Raw genomic sequence first — 21,573 nt, forward strand, 5'->3', positions numbered from 1 at the left:
TACTCTCCTAAAATGCTTGCTCTATCTCTACTAATGCCTCTACTAACTTTCTCACTTCTTCTATTGTGTTATATGGTCCAAAGCTTACTCTGACAAGCCCGGTATCAACTGTATTTAATTGATGGTGAGTCATCGGGGAACAATGTAACCCTGCTCTCACGGCGATTCGATAGTGTTCATCTAATATAAAAGCCAACTCGTGACTTTCTACATTATTTAAACGAAACGAGCAAACAGCTAACCGATCTTCAAGTTGGGTAGGTCCGAATACTTCTATTTCTTCTATTTGTTTAAACCCACTTAGCAGTTCCATTAATAAGGCTTGCTCATGAGAATAAATCTTTTCAATTCCGAGGGCACTGACTTCTTTTAAACCGGCTAATAGGCCAGCAATTCCTGGTGTATTTAATGTCCCTGCCTCATAACGATCTGGCCATTCAGTCGGTTGTTCGCTACTTTCAGAGTAGCTCCCCGTTCCGCCATGCATTAAAGGTTCGAGATTATAATCTTTTTTAGAAAGCAAAACCCCTGTCCCTTGAGGTCCAAGCAAACTTTTATGTCCAGCAAATGCTAATAGGTCAATACCATCTCTCTCCATATCAATCGAGATCGTTCCAGCTGTTTGCGAAGCATCGACAATCAATATAGCTCCTACTCTTTTTGCTAGTTTAGAAACAGCTTGGATGTCTACAATTGCCCCAGTTACGTTGGAGGCATGCGAGATCACAATCGCTTTTGTTTTACTTGTTACTGCCTCGTTCATTTCCACCATAGAAATAATGCCGTCATCATTTGGTTTTATATAAGTCGTTTCTATTTGCTTGGTTTGTGTCAATCTATGAACAGGACGTAAAACCGAATTATGTTCAAAGGCAGTCGTGACAATTTGGTCACCAGCTACAAATGGAAAACCACCTATCGCTTGATTAAGAGCCATCGTCGCATTTTGGTAAAACCACACATGCTTTCCACTTGGCGCATTAAAAAACGTGGCAATTTCTTTTCTAGCCTCTTGAATGACCATTCTCGCTCTTTCCGCTAACTGATGGCCACCTCGCCCAGGATTCGCTGCATATTCATTCACTGCCTCAAGCATCGCTTCACCCACAGTTGCAGGTTTAGGGTAAGAGGAAGCAGCATGATCGAAATAAATCATTAGGATTCTCCTTTATAAAAATGATAGAAAAAGAAGTCATCATTTACGTTGATGACTCCTTCATACTCAATCTTCAAGATTGCTCTGATTGTAACAATGTTAAAATACGTTCAAGGTCATCTTCAGAAAAATAATCAATTTCAATTTTCCCTTTGTTTTTTCCAGGCTTAATGGAAACCGATGTACCAAAACGTGAACGTAAGTAGTCTTGATGTTCTTTTAATTGCGGGGTTAGTTGAATCTTCTTACGTGATGTTTCACGTGAAACACGATCATTTAATTGATTCACTAACTCTTCTACCTCACGCACACTTAAACGATCTTCAATAATCTTTTCAATTAAGATCGAAAGCTTTTGTTTATCTTTAACACCAAGCAAAGCTCTGCCATGCCCCATTGATAAAGTTCCCTGAGAAATGAATTCCTGAACAACCTTTGGCAATTGAAGTAAGCGAATATGATTTGCAATATGCGGGCGGCTCATACCAAGTCGACTAGCTAATTGCTCTTGCGTGTAATTGAGATGTTCCATTAACTTTTCGTAGGCCATCGCCTCTTCAATAGGATTTAAGTCTTCGCGCTGCAGGTTTTCAATTAAAGCAAGTTCCATCATCTTCTGTTCATCAAGTTCACGTACAACAACTGGAACGGTTTTGAGTCCAGCTTTTTGGGCTGCTCTATACCTTCTTTCACCTACAACGATTTCATACCCTTTAATACTCTTTCTGGCAATGATTGGTTGTAAGATACCATGGCTTTTAATAGAATCTGCGAGCTCAGAAATGGCTTTATCTGAAAAAAGTTTACGTGGTTGATAAGGGTTCGGCCTCAACTCGTTTATAGCCATTTCCTGTACTTGATCTTGCTGTTCATTATTCTCTGGAAAAAACGCTTGTAATCCTTTGCCTAATCCTTTAGCCACTAGACACCACTTCCTTTGCTAAATCTACATATACATGGGCACCACGTGATTTCGCATCATAAATGATAATCGGTTTACCGTGACTAGGTGCTTCTCCCAAACGAACATTTCTAGGAATGATCGTATCGAACACTTTTTCACGAAAATATTTTTTCACTTCATCAATTACTTGAATACCTAAATTTGTACGAGCATCTAGCATCGTTAATAACACACCTTCAATGGCTAGGTCCGTATTCAAATGCTTTTGCACAAGTCGAACTGTATTTAAAAGCTGACTTAATCCTTCTAATGCGTAATATTCACACTGAACAGGAATGAGCACGCTATCTGACGCGGTTAGAGCATTGATGGTCAAGAGCCCTAAAGACGGCGGACAATCAATAAAAATATAATCATAGTCTTTAGCGACAGATTGTAGAGCTCGCTTCAAGCGAACTTCCCTTGAAATCGTTGGAACTAACTCTATTTCTGCTCCTGATAGTTGAATAGTTGAAGGTAGCACATGTAGATTCTCTACAGTTGTTTGTTTGATCACTTTACTTGCCTCAACATCTTCAACTAAAATATCGTAGACACATTCATCTACGTCACCCTTTTCGACACCAACCCCACTCGTTGCATTTCCTTGAGGATCTATGTCGACTAATAAAACTTTTTTCCCAATATAAGCTAAACAAGCACTTAGATTGACAGCAGTTGTTGTCTTGCCAACGCCACCTTTTTGATTTGCTACAGCAATGACTTTAGCCATGCTGTCACCCACTTTCTGTTCACCTTACTTTATCTCTAGCTATCTCACACATGATGTATGAGCAGGTTGATTTAATAGATGTTTCACTTCATTTTAACATAGTTTCCATTGAAAATTTTAGAAAGTTGCGTGAGTTTAAAATTTCTTTCGATGTCATACAAATTCGTTTTTCCTCATAAAAATAATCTATCGAAAATCGATAGATTATTTCTTCGGTATACGAATAGTAAATTGATAGAATTCGTCGTTTTCTTCCTCATCAGCATCAACGTGCAATCCACTTTTTAAGACCATATCTACTGATTGACGGATTGTATTCATCGCAATTCTCATGTCTTTTGAATAAGACTTACGAGTTGCTTTTTTCTTAGGTTCAGCTTGACCATCTAAGTGCATACGTACTTTTTCTTCGGTTTGCTTCACATTTAAATGCTTCTCGATAATCTCTTCAAGAAGCTTTACTTGGAGCTCTTCGTCTTTTAAAGCGAGTAATGCTCTTGCATGACGTTCTGATATATGACGTTCTAAAATAGCATGCTGGACTGTCTCAGGCAGATGAAGCAGACGTAATTTATTCGCGACGGTCGATTGACCTTTGCCTAATCGTTGCGCCAAGCTTTCCTGTGTTAGTCCATGAAGTTCAATTAATTTCGCATACGCAATTGCTTCTTCAATCGAAGTTAATCCCTCACGCTGCAGGTTTTCAATTAAAGCAATAGATGCCGTTTGAGAATCGTTGAATTCCTTAACTAAAGCAGGAATCTTCTCCCAACCAAGCTTTGTAACAGCTCTCCACCTACGTTCACCTGCAATTAATTCATACTTCCCATCGCGTTCACGTACAACAATTGGCTGAATGACTCCATGTGTGCGGATTGTTTGAGCAAGCTCCTCGATCCGCTCTTCATCAAATACAGTCCGTGGTTGAAAACGATTCGGAACAATATCTGCAATCGCAATTTGTTGTACTTCTTCATTTCCACTCGCTTCAACCTCTTCATGCTTATCACTAAAGCCAAATAGGCGTGAAAACGGTTGCTTCATCGCCTGACACCACCTTCTGATAATAACCGTCTTGCTATATTCGACAGAGACTGCCTAGTTCCTTCTTTTATTCCTAGTTCTTTTATATCCTGCTTACTCCATACCGTCAAGTAAAACCTTACATATTGACAGAGGGAGAAAGGTCATGTTTCATGTGAAACATGACCTATAATGGTTGTTTATTTGGTGTTCCCGGCTTTCTAGGATATTTCTTTTTCGTTGCTTTTTGTTTTTCAATAACTGTGATATGACGCTCACTTTCTTCAATTGGCAATTTAAAGGTATAGTCCTTTTTCACTTTTGCCCCTAATTGCTTCAAGGCATTTTCAGCATCTGCTAACTCACCTTCTGCTCCTGCACCTTTCATCGCAATAAAGTCTCCGCCTACTTTTACAAGTGGTATGCATAGCTCAGCTAATACTGACATTCTAGCGACTGCACGTCCAGTCACGATATCATACTGTTCTCTATGAGCAGGATTTTGCCCAAATGTCTCCGCACGATCATGATAAAAGGCTACCCCTTCTAATTCAAGCTCTGTTGCTAAATGCTCTAAAAATCCTATACGCTTTTTAAGAGAATCAACAATACTAACATGTAAATCAGGGTAGATTATTTTCAGTGGAATGCTAGGAAAGCCTGCACCTGCACCCACATCAATGATTTTTTGTCCCGCTTCAAATGAATAGAAGAAACCGGCGGAAATAGAATCATAAAAATGCTTAATATATACATCTTCTTCGCTCGTTAAGGCCGTAAGATTCATTTTTTCGTTCCATTCCACCAATATTTCAAAATAACGATCAAATTGATGCAATTGCTTAGCTGATAATTCAATCCCTTGTTCCCTCACTAATGATACAAATACGTCTTTACTCATACATAGCCTCCATTACAAGCATTTACTTAATCTTCGCCAATCTCCCTTGTTCTAAATACACAAGTAAAATCGAAATATCAGCTGGATTCACCCCTGATACCCTTGATGCTTGTCCGACTGATAGAGGACGTACTTCGCTTAACTTCTGCCTTGCCTCTGTCGCTAATCCATTAATGGCATGATAATCAAGATCCTCAGGAATCTTCTTATTTTCCATTTTTTTCGAACGCTCTACTTGTTGAAGTTGTTTTTCGATATAACCTTCATACTTCACTTGTATCTCAACTTGCTCGCCTACATCCTCACTAATAGGTGTATCTGGTGCAGGGATGATTCTAGCCACATTAGGATACGTTAACTCAGGACGTTTTAATAACAGTGATGCACGAACCGCTTCTTGCAGCGGTGTAGATCCTACTTCTTCAAGTAAGGCAGCCACTTCATCCGAAGGCTTAATAATGATCTTTTCTAGACGTTTCTTTTCAGCTGCAACTTCTGCTTTTTTCGCTTCAAATCGCTTAAAGCGATCTTCACTTACTAAGCCAATCTCGTAGCCTTTTTCTGTTAAACGCAAGTCTGCATTATCATGACGTAACAAGAGGCGGTACTCTGCACGAGATGTTAATAAACGGTACGGTTCGTTTGTTCCTTTTGTAATCAAATCATCAATCAGTACACCAATATACGCCTCTGAACGATCTAAAATCAAACCTTCATGTCCTTGGGCCTTACGAGCTGCATTAATACCAGCCATAATTCCTTGACCAGCAGCTTCCTCATAACCAGATGTACCATTGATTTGACCTGCAGTAAATAAACCAGGAACCTTTTTCGTTTCTAGTGTAGGCCATAATTGCGTAGGTACGATGGCATCATATTCAATCGCATAACCAGGGCGCATCATGCGGACATTTTCAAGGCCAGGAATGGATTTAAGGATATTTAATTGAACATCTTCTGGTAAACTTGTTGATAAACCTTGAACGTAAACTTCCGTTGTATTCCTACCTTCTGGCTCTAAGAAGATTTGATGACGAGGTTTGTCATTGAAACGTACGATTTTATCCTCAATAGAAGGACAATAACGAGGACCTGTTCCTTCAATCATTCCAGAGTACATTGGAGAACGAGATAAGTTATTGTTAATAATTTGATGAGTCTCTTCACCAGTATAGGTTAACCAGCATGGCAATTGATCGGTGATGTATTTAGTGGTTTCATATGAAAATGCACGTGGTACATCATCACCAGGTTGAATTTCTGTTTTATCATAGTCAATTGTATTTCCGTTCACTCGAGGCGGCGTTCCTGTTTTGAAACGTACCATATCAAAACCAAGCTCTTGTAAGTGGTACGATAGCTGCACAGATGGCTGCATGTTATTAGGGCCACTCTCATAAGCAAGCTCACCTAAAATAATTTTCCCACGTAAGTAAGTTCCAGTTGTAATCACAACGGATTTACTACGATACTCAGCTCCCGTGTTCGTAATAACACCTCTGCATTCTCCGTCTTCAATAATAAGGCGCTCCACCATGCCTTGACGAAGAAGTAAATTCTCTTCTTCCTCAATTGTTTTCTTCATTTCATGTTGATATAAAAATTTATCAGCTTGTGCGCGCAATGCACGAACTGCAGGACCTTTCCCTGTATTTAACATTCTCATTTGAATATGTGTTTTATCAATATTACGAGCCATTTCCCCACCTAGAGCGTCAATTTCACGAACGACAATTCCTTTTGCAGGACCTCCAACCGAAGGATTACATGGCATAAATGCAACAGCATCTAAATTCAGTGTCAACATCAATGTATTTGCCCCCATACGCGCAGACGCGAGTCCAGCTTCTACCCCTGCATGGCCTGCACCTACAACGATGACGTCAAATTCTCCACCATTATAACTCATATGAAAACCTCCTTTTTTAACTAATTATTTCCCTAAACAAAATTGGGAGAACAGTTGATCGATCAAGCTTTCATGCACACTATCGCCAATAATTTCACCTAAAAGCTCCCACGTTCTTGTAATGTCAATTTGAATAAGATCAATAGGAACACCCATTTCAGTTGCAGCCATTGCATCTTGAATGGTTGACTTTGCTTGTTCAAGTAGTGCGATATGACGCGAATTAGATACATATGTTGCATCCCCGCCCTCTAAATCACCTTCAAAAAATAAGGACGCAATCGCAGCTTCGAGCTCATCTACACCTTCATCTTTAATGAGAGAAGTCGTCACAACTGGACGCCCTTCAGCTAATTGCTTCACTCGTTCTAGATCAATTTTCCGCTCTACATCTGTTTTATTAACAATCACGATAACATTTAAATGTTTAACCGCTTCAAATAAAGCTTCATCTTCTTTAGACAATTGTTCACCGTGGTTTAAAACAAGTAAAATTAATTCGGCTTCTTTTAGCACCTGTCTAGATCGTTCGACACCAATTCTTTCGACCATATCCTCTGTCTCTCTAATTCCAGCAGTATCGACAAGCTTTAATGGTACACCGCGTACATTTACATACTCTTCAATTACATCTCTAGTTGTACCAGCAATATCTGTTACAATTGCTTTTTCTTCGTGGACTAAACTATTTAACAAAGAAGATTTACCAACATTCGGACGGCCGATGATGACCGTCGATAAGCCTTCACGTAAAATCTTTCCTTGGTTTGCTGTGCCGAGTAGCTTATCAATTTCCCGTTCTACAAAGCTGGCCTTTTCAATTAATAACTCATGAGTCATGACTTCAGCATCATACTCTGGATAATCAATGTTCACTTCTACATGTGCAACTGTTTCTAGTAGCGCTTGTCGTAGTGTTGAAATTTTCTTTGAAAGACGCCCCTCGACTTGCCCGAGTGCTACATTCATTGCCTTATCTGTTTTCGCACGAATTAAGTCCATAACTCCCTCAGCTTGAGATAGATCAATTCGACCATTTAAAAAAGCTCGTTTCGTGAATTCACCAGGTTCAGCCAATCTAGCACCATGTTTTAAAGCTAATTGTAGAACTTTATTAACCGATACGAGCCCACCATGACAGTTAATCTCAACGACATCTTCACGCGTAAAAGTCCGTGGTGCCCTCATGATCGACACCATTGCTTCTTCAACTCGTACGTCTTGGTCCATAATATAGCCGTACACAATTGTATGAGAGGCTACTTCCTCTAATGGCTTTGCCCCTTGATAAATCTTATCTGCAATCGTAACCGCCTCATCACCGCTTAATCGTACAATTCCTATAGCACCTTCTCCAAGCGCAGTAGAAATCGCTGCTATTGTATCAAATTCCACTATGTTCACCTCACAGTCTTTCCTTTTTCCTTCTATTGTTAACATCTATCTTATCTTTGCATACTCATTAAAAAGTAACTCCTAAATGTTTAGAATAGCACACGTATCTTCTAAAAGCTATGTCAGAAGCTTGATCTTTCTTCCACATTATGCTTAGTACTAACCAGAGAAAAAGGATGACTCACTTTGAGCCATCCTCGTTCTTCATTTATTTAGGGCCGACGACAATATGTCGTTCGCGTCCCTTTCCCTTCGAGTACGTTTCGACACCTGCAGCAGACTGCAAGGCAGAATGAATGACTTTACGTTCTTGCGCACTCATCGGTTCTAGTGAAACGGGCTTATTGATTGCTTTTACTTTTTCGGCTACACGCAGTGCAAGCTGAACAAGGGCTTCTCTACGTCTTTCGCGATAATTTTCTGCGTCGACTTCAATGGCGACATAATCTGCGTCTTTGTGACGATTAGCGACTAGATTCGTTAAATAATCTAAGGATTCGAGCGTTTGCCCTCGCTTTCCAATCACGCGACCCATATCTTCTGTGCTTTTCAAGTCAAAACGAGTTTTCCCTTGACCTTCACTTTGCTCAATTGTAGCCGGAACTCCCATTAAAGAAATGGTTGTTTCTAGAAATGAATAAGCTTCCATGATTGGATCAGGTTTGATGTGAGCTTCAATTGTTGCGGGTCTTGATCCAAGAAAGCCAAGAAATCCTTTTTTCGGTTCTTCGACAACTCGATACGAAAGACGCGCTTCCGTCGTTTCAAGTTCCAACAATGCTTTTTTTACAGCTTCTTCAATCGTCGTACCTGATACAGTCACATGGGTCACTTTTTCTTCCCTCCTGCAGTAGCTTCAGCTGTTTTGCTTTTTCCAACATTCGGTCCTGTAATAAAGTATGTTTGAGTAATCATTACAAGGTTACCTACTACCCAGTAAAGTGTTAGAGCTGCTGGGAAGAACATGGCAAAGACAAAAATCATAACTGGCATTACATATAGAAGAATCTTCATTTGCGGATTGTCCGTTACCATCATCATCTTTTGTTGGATGAATGTTGTGATACCTGCAACAATCGGTAAGACAAATGGATCTGGTGCTCCTAATTCAAACCAAAGGAATGAGTAGTTACCAATTACATCTGTACGCATAATCGCGTGATAAAAAGCAAGTAAGATTGGCATCTGCACCAATAGAGGTAAGCAACCAGCTAGTGGATTTACACCACGCTCTTGGAACATAGCCATCATTTCTTGTTGTAGTTTTTGTTGAGTTTTTTGATCTTTAGCACTGTATTTTTCACGAAGCTTTTGCATCTCCGGTTGGATTGCTTGCATCGCCTTTGCACTCTTGGTTTGCTTGATCATTAGTGGAAGAATTAATAGACGTAATAAAATCGTTACGACAATAATAGACAGACCGTAACTATTTAACAATTCTCCAAAATAAATGATGAGCCAAGATAGTGGGTAAACAAAATATGAATTCCAGAACCCTTCACTATCTCTTGTGATTGGTTGATCAATGTCAAAACATCCAGTCATAACAAAGAGCAGACCAATTATCATTGTTATTAGTCCAAACTTCTTGAGCACGAGCTCTCCTCCTTGTCCATCTTCGTTCTATTTATATGAACGCACGTACCAATCAGAACAGTTCACCGATAATCTACAATATTATTATAATGAATAGATCCGATTCTTAATGTGACGTATGATCCTTCTTTTTTATATGGCGTGCTTTTTTCAGCACATGTTTTAAACTAGATTCGACTTGATGAAAGTCCATTTCAGCAACTGGGTGTCTTGCAATAATAACAAAATCATAATTTGGCGGAAGCTCTTCTTGATAAGTTTGGAATACTGTTCTCACATAACGTTTAATACGATTGCGAACAACAGCATTCCCGACTTTTTTACTTACGGACAATCCAATTCGAAAATTAGCTTGTCCCTCTTTTTTCAAGGAATACAGTACAAATTGCCGATTGGCAACGGACTGACCTTTTTTAAATACGGACGAGAACTCTTCGTTTTTCTTGATCCGTTGCTCTTTTCTCATGTACGTACACCTCAAACACTCAAAAGATTATCTGAACTTAAATCTTCAACATTCTACTTAGATCTTCCTTCTTTTAGAAGTAGAAAAAGACCACTGACATTCAGTGGCCTATGCAGATAATACTTTTCTTCCTTTACGACGACGACGAGCTAATACATTACGGCCGTTTTTAGTACTCATACGCGTACGGAAACCGTGTACTTTTTTACGTTTACGATTATTCGGTTGGAAAGTTGGTTTTCCCATTTATTACACCTCCCTGAGGATACTTTCTAAAGACATTCTTGTAAATTATAAGAAACATGAGGTGCAGTTGTCAAGATAAGTTTTTAAATTACCAAACAACCCTACTCGATCTTCAGCTATTAACCGATCCATTTATTTATTCTCCTCTATTGTACACCAAACTTCTACATTCTCCAAAAAAGCATGTGGATAACTTATTTTCGACATTCTTCGATCTATCCTCAACTTTATCGACACCTTATTCACATATCTTGTGTTGTGGACAAGTTCAAAACACAAGATCCTGTGCTATGTGGATAAATACAAGAAAGCGTTGCGAGAGTACTGTTTTTTTGCTATGATTAATATGTTTTCACTCGTGGATAGCCTAATTCCACCTTAATATTGTCCACAACCTGTGGGTAAACTTGTGGACAGTTTTTTGCGACTGTTTAATACCTTGTCCACAGGATGTCTATAAATGTTTAAAAGTTATTTTCCTACTATATTATATCACTCTCCACATTTGGGGTGTGTATGGATATTTATTCACTGATTTCCGGACGTTGTACAAAGGTTTTACAGCGGCTTTTTATGGTGAATGGAAAACGAGTCACTTAAAGAAACGGTTAAAAAGGAGGGTACGTCGGTTGGAGAATATACATGATTTATGGGAACGAGCTTTAGCTGAAATGGAGAAAAAAGTGAGTAAGCCTAGTTATGAGACATGGCTTAAATCAACTAAAGCCAATGACATTCAAAACGATGTCATAACCATTACAGCACCAAATGAATTTGCTCGGGACTGGCTAGAGGAGCATTATGCCGGACTAACCTCCGATACAATAGAACAATTAACGGGAGCCCGCTTAATTCCGAGATTTGTCATCCCTCAAAACGAACTTGAGGATGATTTTTTAATTGAGCCACCTAAAAAGAAAAAGCCAGTACAAGATACTAATGGCAATAGTAACGGCACCAAAACAATGTTAAATGACAAATACACATTTGATACATTTGTTATTGGTTCTGGGAACCGCTTTGCACACGCCGCTTCGCTCGCTGTGGCCGAAGCACCTGCTAAAGCTTATAATCCTCTATTTATTTACGGGGGCGTAGGACTGGGCAAAACTCACTTAATGCATGCAATTGGGCATTATGTGATGGATCACAATCCAAATGCAAAAGTGGTCTATCTTTCATCAGAGAAGTTCACAAATGAATTTATTAATTCCATTCGTGATAACAAAGCGGTTAACTTTCGCAATAAGTATCGCAATGTAGATGTGCTGCTTATTGATGATATTCAGTTCTTAGCTGGAAAAGAACAAACACAAGAAGAATTTTTCCATACATTTAATGCATTACATGAGGAATCAAAGCAAATAGTCATTTCAAGTGATCGACCGCCTAAAGAAATTCCGACCCTCGAGGATCGTTTGCGTTCAAGGTTTGAGTGGGGCCTTATTACCGACATTACACCGCCTGACTTAGAAACGCGTATTGCGATCTTGAGAAAGAAAGCAAAGGCTGAAAACTTAGATATTCCAAATGAAGTCATGCTCTATATCGCCAATCAAATTGATACTAATATTAGAGAGTTAGAAGGAGCACTCATCCGGGTAGTCGCTTATTCTTCTTTGATTAATCAAGATATGAACGCCGACTTGGCAGCTGAAGCTCTAAAAGATATTATTCCGAATTCCAAGCCGAAAATCTTAACGATTACCGATATTCAGAAATTGGTAGGTGAGTTCTACCATGTGAAGTTAGAAGACTTTAAGGCAAAGAAACGGACAAAATCAGTTGCTTATCCTAGACAAATCGCTATGTATCTATCACGCGAAATGACAGACGCATCGCTCCCTAAAATAGGAAGTGAGTTTGGCGGTAGAGATCACACCACCGTCATTCATGCACACGAGAAAATTTCAAGGATGCTAACAACAGATCAAGAACTCCAGCAAAAAGTACAAGAAATCATGGAGCAACTTCGCTCTTAGGCAAAAATAAATTGTGTACACTGTTAATAACTAGTGCAGGCCTATCAACACACTATCCACATGTTGATAGGCTCTCTCTTTCAACTTAAAATGGTAGTTATCCACAAATCCACACTCCCTATTACTATTATTACGATCTTTTTAAAAATAAAAATTAATTATTAAAGGGGCATTTAATCATGCAATTTACTATTCAACGAGATCGCTTTGTTCATGATGTTCAGCATGTTGCAAAAGCGGTATCTTCTCGTACAACAATTCCTATTTTGACTGGAATTAAAATAGTCGCTGACCATGAAGGAGTAACGTTAACTGGAAGTGACTCAGATGTATCGATTGAAACGTTTATCCCTAAAGAGGATGCTGAAACGGAAATAGTAACGATCGAAGAAGAAGGAAGCATTGTACTGCAAGCGCGTTTCTTTGCCGAGATTGTTAAAAAGCTTCCAGGAGATACAATCGAGGTTATTGTGCAAGATCAATTTGCTACAACGATACGCTCAGGTTCCTCTGTTTTTAATTTAAATGGACTTGATCCGGAAGAGTATCCGCGTCTTCCTCAGCTAGAAGAAGATCTTCTTTTCCGACTACCGCAAGATATGTTGAAGAATATGATTCGTCAAACAGTCTTCGCAGTGTCCACTCAAGAAACACGCCCGGTGTTGACAGGTGTAAACCTGGAGACAGAAGCTGGAGAATTGATCTGTACTGCTACAGATAGTCATCGTCTCGCTATGCGAAAAGCGACGATCGAACGTAATGATGAAGAACTTTCATTTTCGAATGTAGTGATACCTGGTAAATCACTAAATGAACTTAGTAAGATTCTTGATGATTCAAACGAGCTAATTGATGTAGTTGTTACTGAAAATCAAATTTTATTTAAATTAAAAAACCTATTATTTTTCTCTCGTTTGCTAGAAGGAAAGTATCCAGTTACTAAAAATATGATTCCAACCCAGTCAAAAACATCTTTTACATTAAAATCCAAGCCTTTTTTACAAACGCTTGAACGTGCGTTGTTGCTTTCTCGTGAAGGAAAGAACAATGTCATCAATTTAAAAACGCTTGAAGGTGGATTGATTGAAATTACATCTATTCAACCTGAGGTAGGTAAAGTAACAGAAAGTATTCAAAGTGATAATATGCAAGGAGAAGATATGCGTATTTCCTTTAACGGAAAAAATATCATTGATGCTCTAAAGGTTGTAGATAGTGAAGAAATTAATATTGTGTTTACTGGAGCTATGAGTCCTTTCGTGATTCGTCCTACTGACCATGACCATTATTTACACCTCTTTTCTCCAGTTCGTACGTACTAGAATTGTGAAATTTAGCCCAATACACCAAGCGTTTATGAAGTAGGTCTTGGCTATCTGGCTTGTCTCTAGTACAATAGAGTAAAGACTAATCGAAGACGGAAAACAAAGAAGGCAGCATCTCACCATTGATTTGCTGTCTTAACTTTGGTGGATAAACATTTTGCTCAATTGAGCGAGAAAGAGTGAGGATTTCCAATGAACCAACTTTCAATTTCAACAGAGTACATCACCTTAGGCCAGCTTTTAAAAGAAGTAGGGGCAATTGATACTGGTGGTATGGCGAAATGGTATTTAAGTGAATATGAAGTGTACGTGAACGGAGAGTTAGAAAATCGTCGTGGGAAAAAGCTCTTCACAGGAGATCGTGTGAAGCTAGCTGATGAAACAATAATTGAAATTGTGAATGGTTAAGGGTTAAGTAGATGATTATTAAGTCGCTTCACATTCGCCAGTTTCGCAATTACGAACGAGTTGAGCTCAATTTTGATGACAGAATGAATGTGTTTATCGGTGAGAACGCCCAAGGCAAAACAAATGCAATTGAAGCTATTTATGTGTTAGCTCTTGCTAAATCCCACCGGACCTCAAAAGACAAGGAATTAATTCGCTGGACAAATGACTTTGCCAAACTTCAAGGGCAAGTGAGTAGACAAACTGGTTCAGTTGAGCTTGATCTAGTAATTTCAACAAAGGGAAAAAAGGTCAAGTTAAACGGAATAGAAAAACGAAAGCTCAGTGAATATGTTGGAGCCGTTAATGTTGTCATGTTTGCGCCAGAGGATTTGAACTTAGTGAAGGGTAGTCCGCAACTGCGTAGAAGATTTATCGATATGGAGCTCGGTCAAATTAGCCCTATCTACTTGCACCACTTAGGTCTCTATCAAAAAGTACTCCAACAACGTAATTTCTTATTGAAAGATTTACAAATTGGTAAAGGTTCGTTGGACATGCTTGATATTTTAACAGAGCAGTTAGTTGAGTTAGCTACGCAAATTACGAAGCGGCGCTTTGTCTTTTTAGGTCAACTGCAAAAGTGGGCTGAAGAAATTCACCATGATATTAGTAGGGCCAAAGAACAACTTAAAATTGAATACAAACCATCATGTGATGTATTAGAAGAGATGGACTTGCCGAAAATGAAAGAAGTATTCATGAAAACATATGAAGAGAAGAAGAAACGTGAGATTGCTCGAGGGGTTACATTATTTGGACCTCAAAGAGATGATCTTGGTTTTCTAGTGAATGATCGCGATGTCCAAACCTATGGCTCTCAAGGACAACAAAGAACGACTGCATTGGCAGTTAAGTTGGCTGAAATCGAATTGATTCATGCTGAAATAGGCGAATATCCGATTCTTTTATTGGATGATGTCCTCTCTGAGTTAGATGATTATAGACAATCTCATTTATTACACTCTATTGGTCAGCGTGTTCAAACCTTTGTGACGACAACCTCTATTAGCGGGGTTCATCATGAAGCGCTAAACGGTGCAGCAATCTTTAGAGTCGAACAAGGAACAATTTCAAACGACGCATAAGGCGGTGTGCTATGTTTATTCATTTAGGTGGAGATGTCATCATTCGCTCAAAAGAAATTATTGCCATACTAGATCGTGACGTACAAGATATGTCAGTTGTGACAAAGGCTTATCTTAAAACTGAAAAGGAGCGAAAAAAATGTACAGTCATCTCACAAGACTTTACAAAATCAATTGTGATTACAGATGATGTTGTATATTTTTCCCCCGTATCCTCGCTGACATTAAACAAAAGAGCTCAAGTAGTATCAGATCTTGAGATTCAAACTAGTATTGAGGAAGACGTAGAGTAGTCTTTTTTAGAAGTATATGCATGAAGAACTTTGAGAATGAAGGTGAATAAAGTGACGAATGAACAACATTCTGAACATCAATCGTATGATGAAAGTCAGATACAAGTGCTTGAAGGGTTAGAAGCAGTTAGGAAACGTCCTGGAATGTACATAGGATCTACTAGTGGGCGTGGACTTCATCACTTAGTTTGGGAGATCGTTGATAATAGTATCGATGAAGCAATGGCAGGACATTGTGATACGATTAAAGTAACGATTGAAGAGGATAATAGTATTTCTGTTGAAGATAATGGACGTGGGATTCCTGTTGGAATTCATGAAAAAATGGGACGTCCAGCTGTTGAAGTCATTATGACAGTTTTACACGCCGGCGGTAAGTTTGGCGGCGGTGGATATAAAGTTTCGGGTGGTCTTCACGGCGTTGGTGCATCTGTAGTAAATGCTCTATCGACAAAACTTGAAGTAGAAGTACACAGAGAAAATCAAGTGTACTATCAAGAATACAATCGCGGGGTTCCGGCTGCTGATTTATCTATCATTGGCGAAACTGATAAACGTGGTACGATTATCCGCTTTAAACCTGATACTGAAATTTTTACAGAAACGACAGAGTATGAATTTGACATACTTGCAACTCGCTTACGTGAGCTTGCGTTTTTAAATAAAGGGCTAACAATCATTATTACCGATAAACGTGGTGAAGAGAAAACAGCTACTTATTACTATGAGGGTGGTATCGCTTCGTTCGTTGAGCATTTAAACCGTTCGAAAGAAGTCCTTCATGATGAACCGATCCACATTGAAGCTGAAAAAGAAGGTTTAACGGTAGAAGTAGCCGTTCAGTACAATGAGGGCTATGTGAGTAATATCTATTCGTTTGCTAATAACATTAGTACTCATGAAGGTGGTACGCATGAGTCTGGGTTTAAGACCGGACTAACACGTGTTATTAATGACTATGCAAGAAAGAATAGTCTTTTTAAAGAAAATGATCCGAATTTAACTGGGGAAGATGTGCGTGAAGGATTAACAGCGATTATTTCTGTTAAAATTCCTGATCCGCAGTTTGAAGGACAAACAAAAACGAAGCTTGGTAACAGTGAAGCTCGTACAATTACCGATTCATTATTTACAGAAGCTTTTTCTCGTTTCATGATTGAACATCCGCAAGTGGGTAAGAAAATTGTTGAGAAAGGGTTAATGGCATCTAGAGCTCGTGAAGCTGCTAAAAAAGCACGCGAACTGACGAGGCGTAAAAGTGCACTTGAAGTCAGCTCCTTGCCTGGTAAATTAGCGGATTGTTCGTCGAAGGATGCAACAATTAGTGAAATTTATATCGTTGAGGGTGACTCTGCCGGTGGTTCAGCAAAGCAAGGGCGTGATCGTCACTTCCAAGCCATTCTGCCTCTTCGTGGTAAAATTATTAATGTTGAAAAAGCAAGACTTGATAAAATTCTTGCAAATAACGAGATTCGTGCAATCATTACAGCACTAGGTACTGGTATTGGCGATGATTTTAATATTGAAAAAGCCCGTTACCACAAAATTATTATTATGACGGATGCCGATGTAGATGGTGCGCATATCAGAACGTTAATTCTTACGTTCTTCTATCGTTACATGCGTCCTTTAATTGAAAAAGGATATATCTATATCGCACAACCACCATTATATAAAGTGACTCAAGGTCGCGACTTACAATATGCGTATAACGACAAAGAGTTAGATGTAATCATGTCTCAATATACTGAGCGAAGTAAAGTGGGTATTCAACGGTATAAGGGTCTTGGGGAAATGAACCCTACTCAACTTTGGGAAACGACAATGGATCCGGGGTCTCGAACTGTGCTGCAAGTTACTTTAGAGGATGCTATGAAGGCAGATGAGATCTTTGAGATTTTAATGGGTGATCGTGTGGAACCAAGACGCGACTTTATTCAAGAGAACGCACACTATGTGAAGAATCTGGATATTTAGGCGGATAGATGGAGGTTTGTAAATAGATGGCTGAACAAGACCAATCAAGAGTAAAAGAGATAAATATAAGCCAAGAAATGAAAACATCGTTTATGGATTATGCAATGAGTGTCATCGTCAGTCGTGCCCTACCAGATGCACGTGATGGCCTAAAGCCTGTACATCGTCGTATTTTATTTGCGATGAATGAGCTAGGTATGACATCAGATAAAGCCTATAAGAAATCAGCACGTATTGTCGGCGAAGTTATTGGTAAGTATCACCCTCATGGTGACTCTGCTGTATACGAAACAATGGTACGTATGGCGCAAGATTTCAGTTACCGTTATATGCTTATTGATGGACATGGAAACTTTGGGTCAGTTGATGGAGATGCAGCAGCTGCGATGCGTTATACAGAAGCGAAAATGTCTAAAATCTCGATGGAAATTATTCGTGATATTAATAAAGACACAATTGACTATCAAGATAACTATGATGGTTCAGAGCGTGAACCAATCGTTTTACCAGCGAGGTTTCCAAACTTACTTGTAAACGGTGCGTCTGGAATTGCGGTAGGGATGGCTACAAATATTCCACCTCACCAATTAGGAGAAGTCATTGATGGTGTTCTTGCGTTATCAAAGAACCCTGACATCAGTATTCCAGAATTAATGGAATATATACCGGGTCCTGATTTCCCAACAGGAGCAGAAATTCTAGGACGTTCTGGTATTCGAAAAGCGTATCAAACTGGTAGAGGTTCGATTACATTACGTGCTCAAACAGAGATCGAGGATTATAAAGGCAAACAAAGAATCCTTGTTTCTGAACTACCTTATCAAGTGAACAAAGCGAAGTTAATTGAGAAAATTGCGGAGCTCGTTCGCGAGAAGAAAATTGAAGGTATTACTGACTTGCGAGATGAGTCTGACCGTAACGGTATGCGTATCGTTATCGAGTTACGACGAGGTGCAAATGCAAATGTCTTGCTTAACAATTTATATAAACAAACAGCTCTTCAAACAAGCTTTGGTATTAATTTACTTGCGCTAGTAGATGGACAACCGAAAGTATTGACGCTAAAGGAATGTCTTGAACACTACCTCGCTCATCAAGTAGTAGTGATTCGCAGACGTACAGCCTTTGAATTAAGAAAAGCAGAAGCTCGTGCTCATATCTTAGAAGGTTTACGTATTGCGCTTGATCATCTAGATGAAGTAATTAAGTTAATTCGTAGCTCTCAAACAACAGAAATTGCTCGTAATGGTTTAATGGAACAATTTGAATTAAGCTATGAACAGGCTCAGGCTATTCTCGATATGCGTTTACAACGTCTAACAGGATTAGAGCGAGATAAGATTGAGAATGAATACAACGAATTAATCGCTAAAATTGCTGAGCTAAAAGCCATTCTTGCTAATGAAGAGAGAGTATTAGAGATTATTCGTGAGGAATTACATGAAGTAAAAGAGAAATTTAATGATCAACGTCGTACGATTATCTCGATGAACGAAGATCACCTTGAAGATGAAGATTTGATTCCTCGTCAAAATGTGGTCATCACCCTTACACACCATGGCTATATCAAGCGTATGCCAATTTCTACATACCGTAGTCAAAGACGTGGTGGAAAAGGGATTCAAGGAATGGGTACGAATGATGATGACTTTATGCAACATCTATTTACAACAAACTCACATCATACGATTCTCTTCTTTACGAATAAAGGGAAGGTGTATCGCTTAAAAGGATATGAAATTCCTGAACTTGGGCGTACAGCTAAAGGGATTCCAATTATTAATCTCTTGCAAATTGAGCAAGATGAAACGATAAGTACTGTTATCCCAATTGAAGAGTTTGATGAAAATTCGTATCTCTTCTTCCTAACTAAACACGGAATTGCTAAGCGTACACAGCTTTCATCATTTGCTAACATACGCCGTGGTGGTTTGTTTGCAATCACTTTACGCGGTGAAGATGAATTACATGGTGTTCGTTTAACAGATGGAAGCCGAGAGATTATTATTGGTACAAAAAATGGTATGGCGATTAGGTTCCAGGAAGATGATGTTCGATTAATGGGACGTACAGCTGGCGGTGTGAAAGGGATTTCCCTAACAAACGATGATCATGTAGTTGGGATGGATATTTTAGAAGAAGGACACCAAGTACTGATTGTAACTGAAAATGGATATGGAAAACGAACTCCAATTGAAGAGTACCGTGTACAAAATCGTGGCGGTAAAGGAATCAAGACATGTAATATTACCGAAAAAAACGGTTTGCTTGTTTCCTTGAAGATTGTATCCGACGATCACGATATCATGATCATCACAGCAAGTGGTATCATTATTCGTATGCATGTTGAAGGGATCTCAACAACTGGGCGTAATACACAAGGTGTTACTTTAATCCGAGTAAATGAAGGGGAAGAAGTAGCAACTGTAGCTAGAGTAGATATTGAAGATGAAGAAGTAGAAGAAATGGAAGATATGGAATCAGAAGAAGGTGTAGAATCTACAGAAGAAGGTCAAGGACTTGCTACTGACGTTTCTATTGAAGATGATTCAAATTCCGAGGAATAAAGCGAACCTCCTAAGACTAACAACGTCTTAGGAGGTTTTTTGTGTTAATCGACCTTGTTTAATTACTGTATTTAACATTTTAAAAATAAAAAGTTCCCTTATTTGTTTTATATTGTATAATAAAGGTATAAAGAACTAGTTCTAATTAATCAATATAGGGAGGGTAGGTATGAAAATTACTCCTAATCAGCTAATTGAAGGATGCATTCTATCAGTTCCGATAATGGGACATACAGATACCCCGATTGTAAAAGAGAACACGGTCTTAAGTTCTAATCATATATCAGCTATCCAATCTTTCTTAGTACCAATAGTGGAAGTTGAATCCACCCTTGCTAATGGAGTAATATTTAAGCCACAAGGAATAATATACGAGTCAAATAAAGAAATAAAAGGAGAAATCAAAAAAGAAAAGAAGTTTATAGAGATCTATAATGAAGCAGTTAAACAATATCGAAAGCTCTATATAGAGTGGCAGTCAGGCAAAAAGATAGAAATGATATGTGTTAGAAAGTCCTTAACACCACTATTTGAATATGTACTAGACCATCCCAAAGAGCTGTTAACCATCCATCACCTAAGCAAAGTTGAGGAATACATTTATCATCATTCTGTTTCGGTGGGATGCTTAGCGTCATTTATAGCCAAGAAACTTCATTATTCAAAGCGTGATTGGTTACAGGTTGGTATAGCTGGAGCGCTATGTGATGCAGGGATGTCTAAGATCCCTAGTAAGCTTTTGATGAAAAAGGGTCCATTAAGTAAATTTGAATTTAGTGAGATCAAAAAACATCCTGTGCATTCTTATAACATGTTAAAAGAAGTAACAGGAGTTTCTAATGCTATCTTATTATCTGTCCTCCAACATCATGAACGAATTGATCGTAGTGGCTATCCGTTGAGGAGTGACAAAAAAAAGCTACATTCTTTTAGTCAAGTTATAGCGGTAGCCGATGTTTTTCATGCTATGACCTCTGAACGTATTTATAGTAAAAAGCAATCGCCTTACGATGTACTTAATCATTTGTGTAAGGATCATTTTGGGAGATTTGAACATCAAATCATGCAAACGTTTTGCGAAAGCTATAGTCAACTTTCAATCGGTGCAAGAGTTCGTTTGAAATGCGGCGACCTAGCAGAAATTATATTCTTTGATAATCAGCGTCTAAGTAATCCTATGATAAAGCTTCTTCACACTGGGGAAATTTTTGAACTCAATAAAGATCAGTCATTGCAAATTGAAGAGATTGTGTAATAAAGGTGAGAGATTCTCATCTTTATTTATTTTTCTTTAAAAAAGTGTTGCATAAAATATTTAGTGTATGGTATATTATTACTTGTCGCTGAGACACACCACAACAACGCAAACAAACAACTTGAAAAAAAGGTGTTGACGGAACGTTGCTGTGATGGTATATTAGTTAAGTCGCCAACGAGCGACGGACGAAAAAGTTCTTTGAAAACTGAACAAAAGCCAAGCGAAATAGAGATACATGATATCTCGTCAATTTTTAAAACAAGATGCT

20 protein-coding genes are annotated in these 21,573 nt (G+C 38.7%); 8 read left to right on the top strand and 12 right to left on the bottom strand.

The features are described from left to right. Positions 1-7: 7 nt before the first annotated feature. The 11 genes from RYX56_RS10040 to rpmH form a co-directional block, all read right to left on the bottom strand. The gene (locus tag RYX56_RS10040; protein ID WP_317121907.1) at positions 8-1,156 is read right to left on the bottom strand and encodes an aminotransferase class V-fold PLP-dependent enzyme; all 1,149 of its coding nucleotides are present in this window, start codon (positions 1,154-1,156) and stop codon (positions 8-10) included. Between the two features lie 73 nt (positions 1,157-1,229). Further along, complete coding sequence (locus RYX56_RS10045; protein ID WP_317121908.1) at positions 1,230-2,078, bottom strand: ParB/RepB/Spo0J family partition protein; 849 nt, start codon at positions 2,076-2,078, stop codon at positions 1,230-1,232. After that, on the bottom strand, positions 2,071-2,832 hold the full coding sequence (locus tag RYX56_RS10050) for a ParA family protein (protein ID WP_317121909.1): 762 nt from the start codon (positions 2,830-2,832) through the stop codon (positions 2,071-2,073). Before RYX56_RS10050 ends, RYX56_RS10045 begins: the two co-directional genes overlap by 8 nt. Positions 2,833-3,036: 204 nt before the next feature. Then, positions 3,037-3,876, bottom strand: a complete 840-nt coding sequence (gene noc / locus RYX56_RS10055; RefSeq protein ID WP_317121910.1) for a nucleoid occlusion protein — start codon at positions 3,874-3,876, stop codon at positions 3,037-3,039. A 166-nt stretch (positions 3,877-4,042) separates the two neighbouring features. Continuing rightward, on the bottom strand, positions 4,043-4,756 hold the full coding sequence (rsmG, locus tag RYX56_RS10060; RefSeq protein ID WP_317121911.1) for a 16S rRNA (guanine(527)-N(7))-methyltransferase RsmG: 714 nt from the start codon (positions 4,754-4,756) through the stop codon (positions 4,043-4,045). 22 nt (positions 4,757-4,778) lie between these two features. After that, entirely contained in the window at positions 4,779-6,665 is a 1,887-nt protein-coding gene (gene mnmG / locus RYX56_RS10065; protein WP_317121912.1) for a tRNA uridine-5-carboxymethylaminomethyl(34) synthesis enzyme MnmG, read from the bottom strand. A gap of 24 nt (positions 6,666-6,689) precedes the next feature. Further along, positions 6,690-8,105 (bottom strand): tRNA uridine-5-carboxymethylaminomethyl(34) synthesis GTPase MnmE, encoded by a 1,416-nt coding sequence (gene mnmE / locus RYX56_RS10070; protein ID WP_317121913.1) that lies wholly within the window; start codon positions 8,103-8,105, stop codon positions 6,690-6,692. A 163-nt stretch (positions 8,106-8,268) separates the two neighbouring features. After that, the gene (gene jag / locus RYX56_RS10075) at positions 8,269-8,892 is read right to left on the bottom strand and encodes an RNA-binding cell elongation regulator Jag/EloR (RefSeq protein ID WP_317121914.1); all 624 of its coding nucleotides are present in this window, start codon (positions 8,890-8,892) and stop codon (positions 8,269-8,271) included. Beyond that, positions 8,889-9,656 carry a YidC family membrane integrase SpoIIIJ gene (gene spoIIIJ / locus RYX56_RS10080; protein ID WP_047972789.1) on the bottom strand — a complete coding sequence of 256 codons (768 nt, stop codon included), beginning with the start codon at positions 9,654-9,656 and terminating at the stop codon, positions 8,889-8,891. The genes jag and spoIIIJ overlap by 4 nt, the downstream gene beginning before the upstream one ends. Before the next feature lie 106 nt (positions 9,657-9,762). After that, entirely contained in the window at positions 9,763-10,122 is a 360-nt protein-coding gene (gene rnpA, locus RYX56_RS10085) for a ribonuclease P protein component (RefSeq protein ID WP_047972788.1), read from the bottom strand. A 108-nt stretch (positions 10,123-10,230) separates the two neighbouring features. Then, positions 10,231-10,368: a 50S ribosomal protein L34 gene (gene rpmH, locus RYX56_RS10090; RefSeq protein ID WP_047972787.1), complete on the bottom strand. Its 138-nt coding sequence runs from the start codon at positions 10,366-10,368 to the stop codon at positions 10,231-10,233. Positions 10,369-10,997: 629 nt separating this feature from the next. On the opposite strand from rpmH, the gene dnaA reads away from it, so the two are divergent. The 8 genes from dnaA to RYX56_RS10130 all read left to right on the top strand — a co-directional run bounded on the left by dnaA (position 10,998) and on the right by RYX56_RS10130 (position 21,302). Next, positions 10,998-12,350 (top strand): chromosomal replication initiator protein DnaA, encoded by a 1,353-nt coding sequence (dnaA, locus tag RYX56_RS10095; protein ID WP_317121915.1) that lies wholly within the window; start codon positions 10,998-11,000, stop codon positions 12,348-12,350. A 179-nt stretch (positions 12,351-12,529) separates the two neighbouring features. Further along, complete coding sequence (gene dnaN / locus RYX56_RS10100; protein WP_317121916.1) at positions 12,530-13,672, top strand: DNA polymerase III subunit beta; 1,143 nt, start codon at positions 12,530-12,532, stop codon at positions 13,670-13,672. A gap of 195 nt (positions 13,673-13,867) precedes the next feature. Continuing rightward, positions 13,868-14,083: a S4 domain-containing protein YaaA gene (yaaA, locus tag RYX56_RS10105; protein ID WP_047973639.1), complete on the top strand. Its 216-nt coding sequence runs from the start codon at positions 13,868-13,870 to the stop codon at positions 14,081-14,083. An 11-nt stretch (positions 14,084-14,094) separates the two neighbouring features. Then, entirely contained in the window at positions 14,095-15,210 is a 1,116-nt protein-coding gene (gene recF / locus RYX56_RS10110; protein WP_317121917.1) for a DNA replication/repair protein RecF, read from the top strand. A gap of 11 nt (positions 15,211-15,221) precedes the next feature. After that, positions 15,222-15,503, top strand: coding sequence for an extracellular matrix regulator RemB (gene remB, locus RYX56_RS10115; RefSeq protein WP_047973637.1), 282 nt, complete (start codon positions 15,222-15,224; stop codon positions 15,501-15,503). Between the two features lie 36 nt (positions 15,504-15,539). Then, positions 15,540-17,480, top strand: coding sequence for a DNA topoisomerase (ATP-hydrolyzing) subunit B (gene gyrB, locus RYX56_RS10120; RefSeq protein ID WP_317121918.1), 1,941 nt, complete (start codon positions 15,540-15,542; stop codon positions 17,478-17,480). A gap of 26 nt (positions 17,481-17,506) precedes the next feature. Further along, a complete protein-coding gene (gene gyrA, locus RYX56_RS10125) occupies positions 17,507-20,047 on the top strand; it encodes a DNA gyrase subunit A (protein ID WP_317121919.1) in 2,541 nt (846 codons plus the stop codon). A 169-nt stretch (positions 20,048-20,216) separates the two neighbouring features. After that, positions 20,217-21,302, top strand: coding sequence for an HD-GYP domain-containing protein (locus RYX56_RS10130; protein ID WP_317121920.1), 1,086 nt, complete (start codon positions 20,217-20,219; stop codon positions 21,300-21,302). A 26-nt stretch (positions 21,303-21,328) separates the two neighbouring features. Here RYX56_RS10130 and RYX56_RS10135 read toward each other — a convergent pair. Then, positions 21,329-21,573: hypothetical protein (locus RYX56_RS10135; protein ID WP_317121921.1), on the bottom strand; the 245-nt coding region annotated here is incomplete at its 5' end.

The organism is Alkalihalophilus lindianensis (assembly GCF_032843265.1).
Classification (GTDB): Bacteria; Bacillota; Bacilli; order Bacillales; family Bacillaceae_D; genus Alkalihalophilus; species Alkalihalophilus lindianensis.

Coding starts and splice junctions, on each gene's coding strand:
- RYX56_RS10040 (WP_317121907.1), bottom strand. CDS start 1,156: ATGATTTATTTCGATCATGCTGCTTCCTCTTACCCTAAACCTGCAACT.
- RYX56_RS10050 (WP_317121909.1), bottom strand. CDS start 2,832: ATGGCTAAAGTCATTGCTGTAGCAAATCAAAAAGGTGGCGTTGGCAAG.
- noc (WP_317121910.1), bottom strand. CDS start 3,876: ATGAAGCAACCGTTTTCACGCCTATTTGGCTTTAGTGATAAGCATGAA.
- rsmG (WP_317121911.1), bottom strand. CDS start 4,756: ATGAGTAAAGACGTATTTGTATCATTAGTGAGGGAACAAGGGATTGAA.
- mnmG (WP_317121912.1), bottom strand. CDS start 6,665: ATGAGTTATAATGGTGGAGAATTTGACGTCATCGTTGTAGGTGCAGGC.
- mnmE (WP_317121913.1), bottom strand. CDS start 8,105: ATGTTAACAATAGAAGGAAAAAGGAAAGACTGTGAGGTGAACATAGTG.
- rnpA (WP_047972788.1), bottom strand. CDS start 10,122: ATGAGAAAAGAGCAACGGATCAAGAAAAACGAAGAGTTCTCGTCCGTA.
- rpmH (WP_047972787.1), bottom strand. CDS start 10,368: ATGGGAAAACCAACTTTCCAACCGAATAATCGTAAACGTAAAAAAGTA.
- dnaN (WP_317121916.1), top strand. CDS start 12,530: ATGCAATTTACTATTCAACGAGATCGCTTTGTTCATGATGTTCAGCAT.
- yaaA (WP_047973639.1), top strand. CDS start 13,868: ATGAACCAACTTTCAATTTCAACAGAGTACATCACCTTAGGCCAGCTT.
- recF (WP_317121917.1), top strand. CDS start 14,095: ATGATTATTAAGTCGCTTCACATTCGCCAGTTTCGCAATTACGAACGA.
- remB (WP_047973637.1), top strand. CDS start 15,222: ATGTTTATTCATTTAGGTGGAGATGTCATCATTCGCTCAAAAGAAATT.
- gyrB (WP_317121918.1), top strand. CDS start 15,540: ATGAAGGTGAATAAAGTGACGAATGAACAACATTCTGAACATCAATCG.
- gyrA (WP_317121919.1), top strand. CDS start 17,507: ATGGCTGAACAAGACCAATCAAGAGTAAAAGAGATAAATATAAGCCAA.
- RYX56_RS10130 (WP_317121920.1), top strand. CDS start 20,217: ATGAAAATTACTCCTAATCAGCTAATTGAAGGATGCATTCTATCAGTT.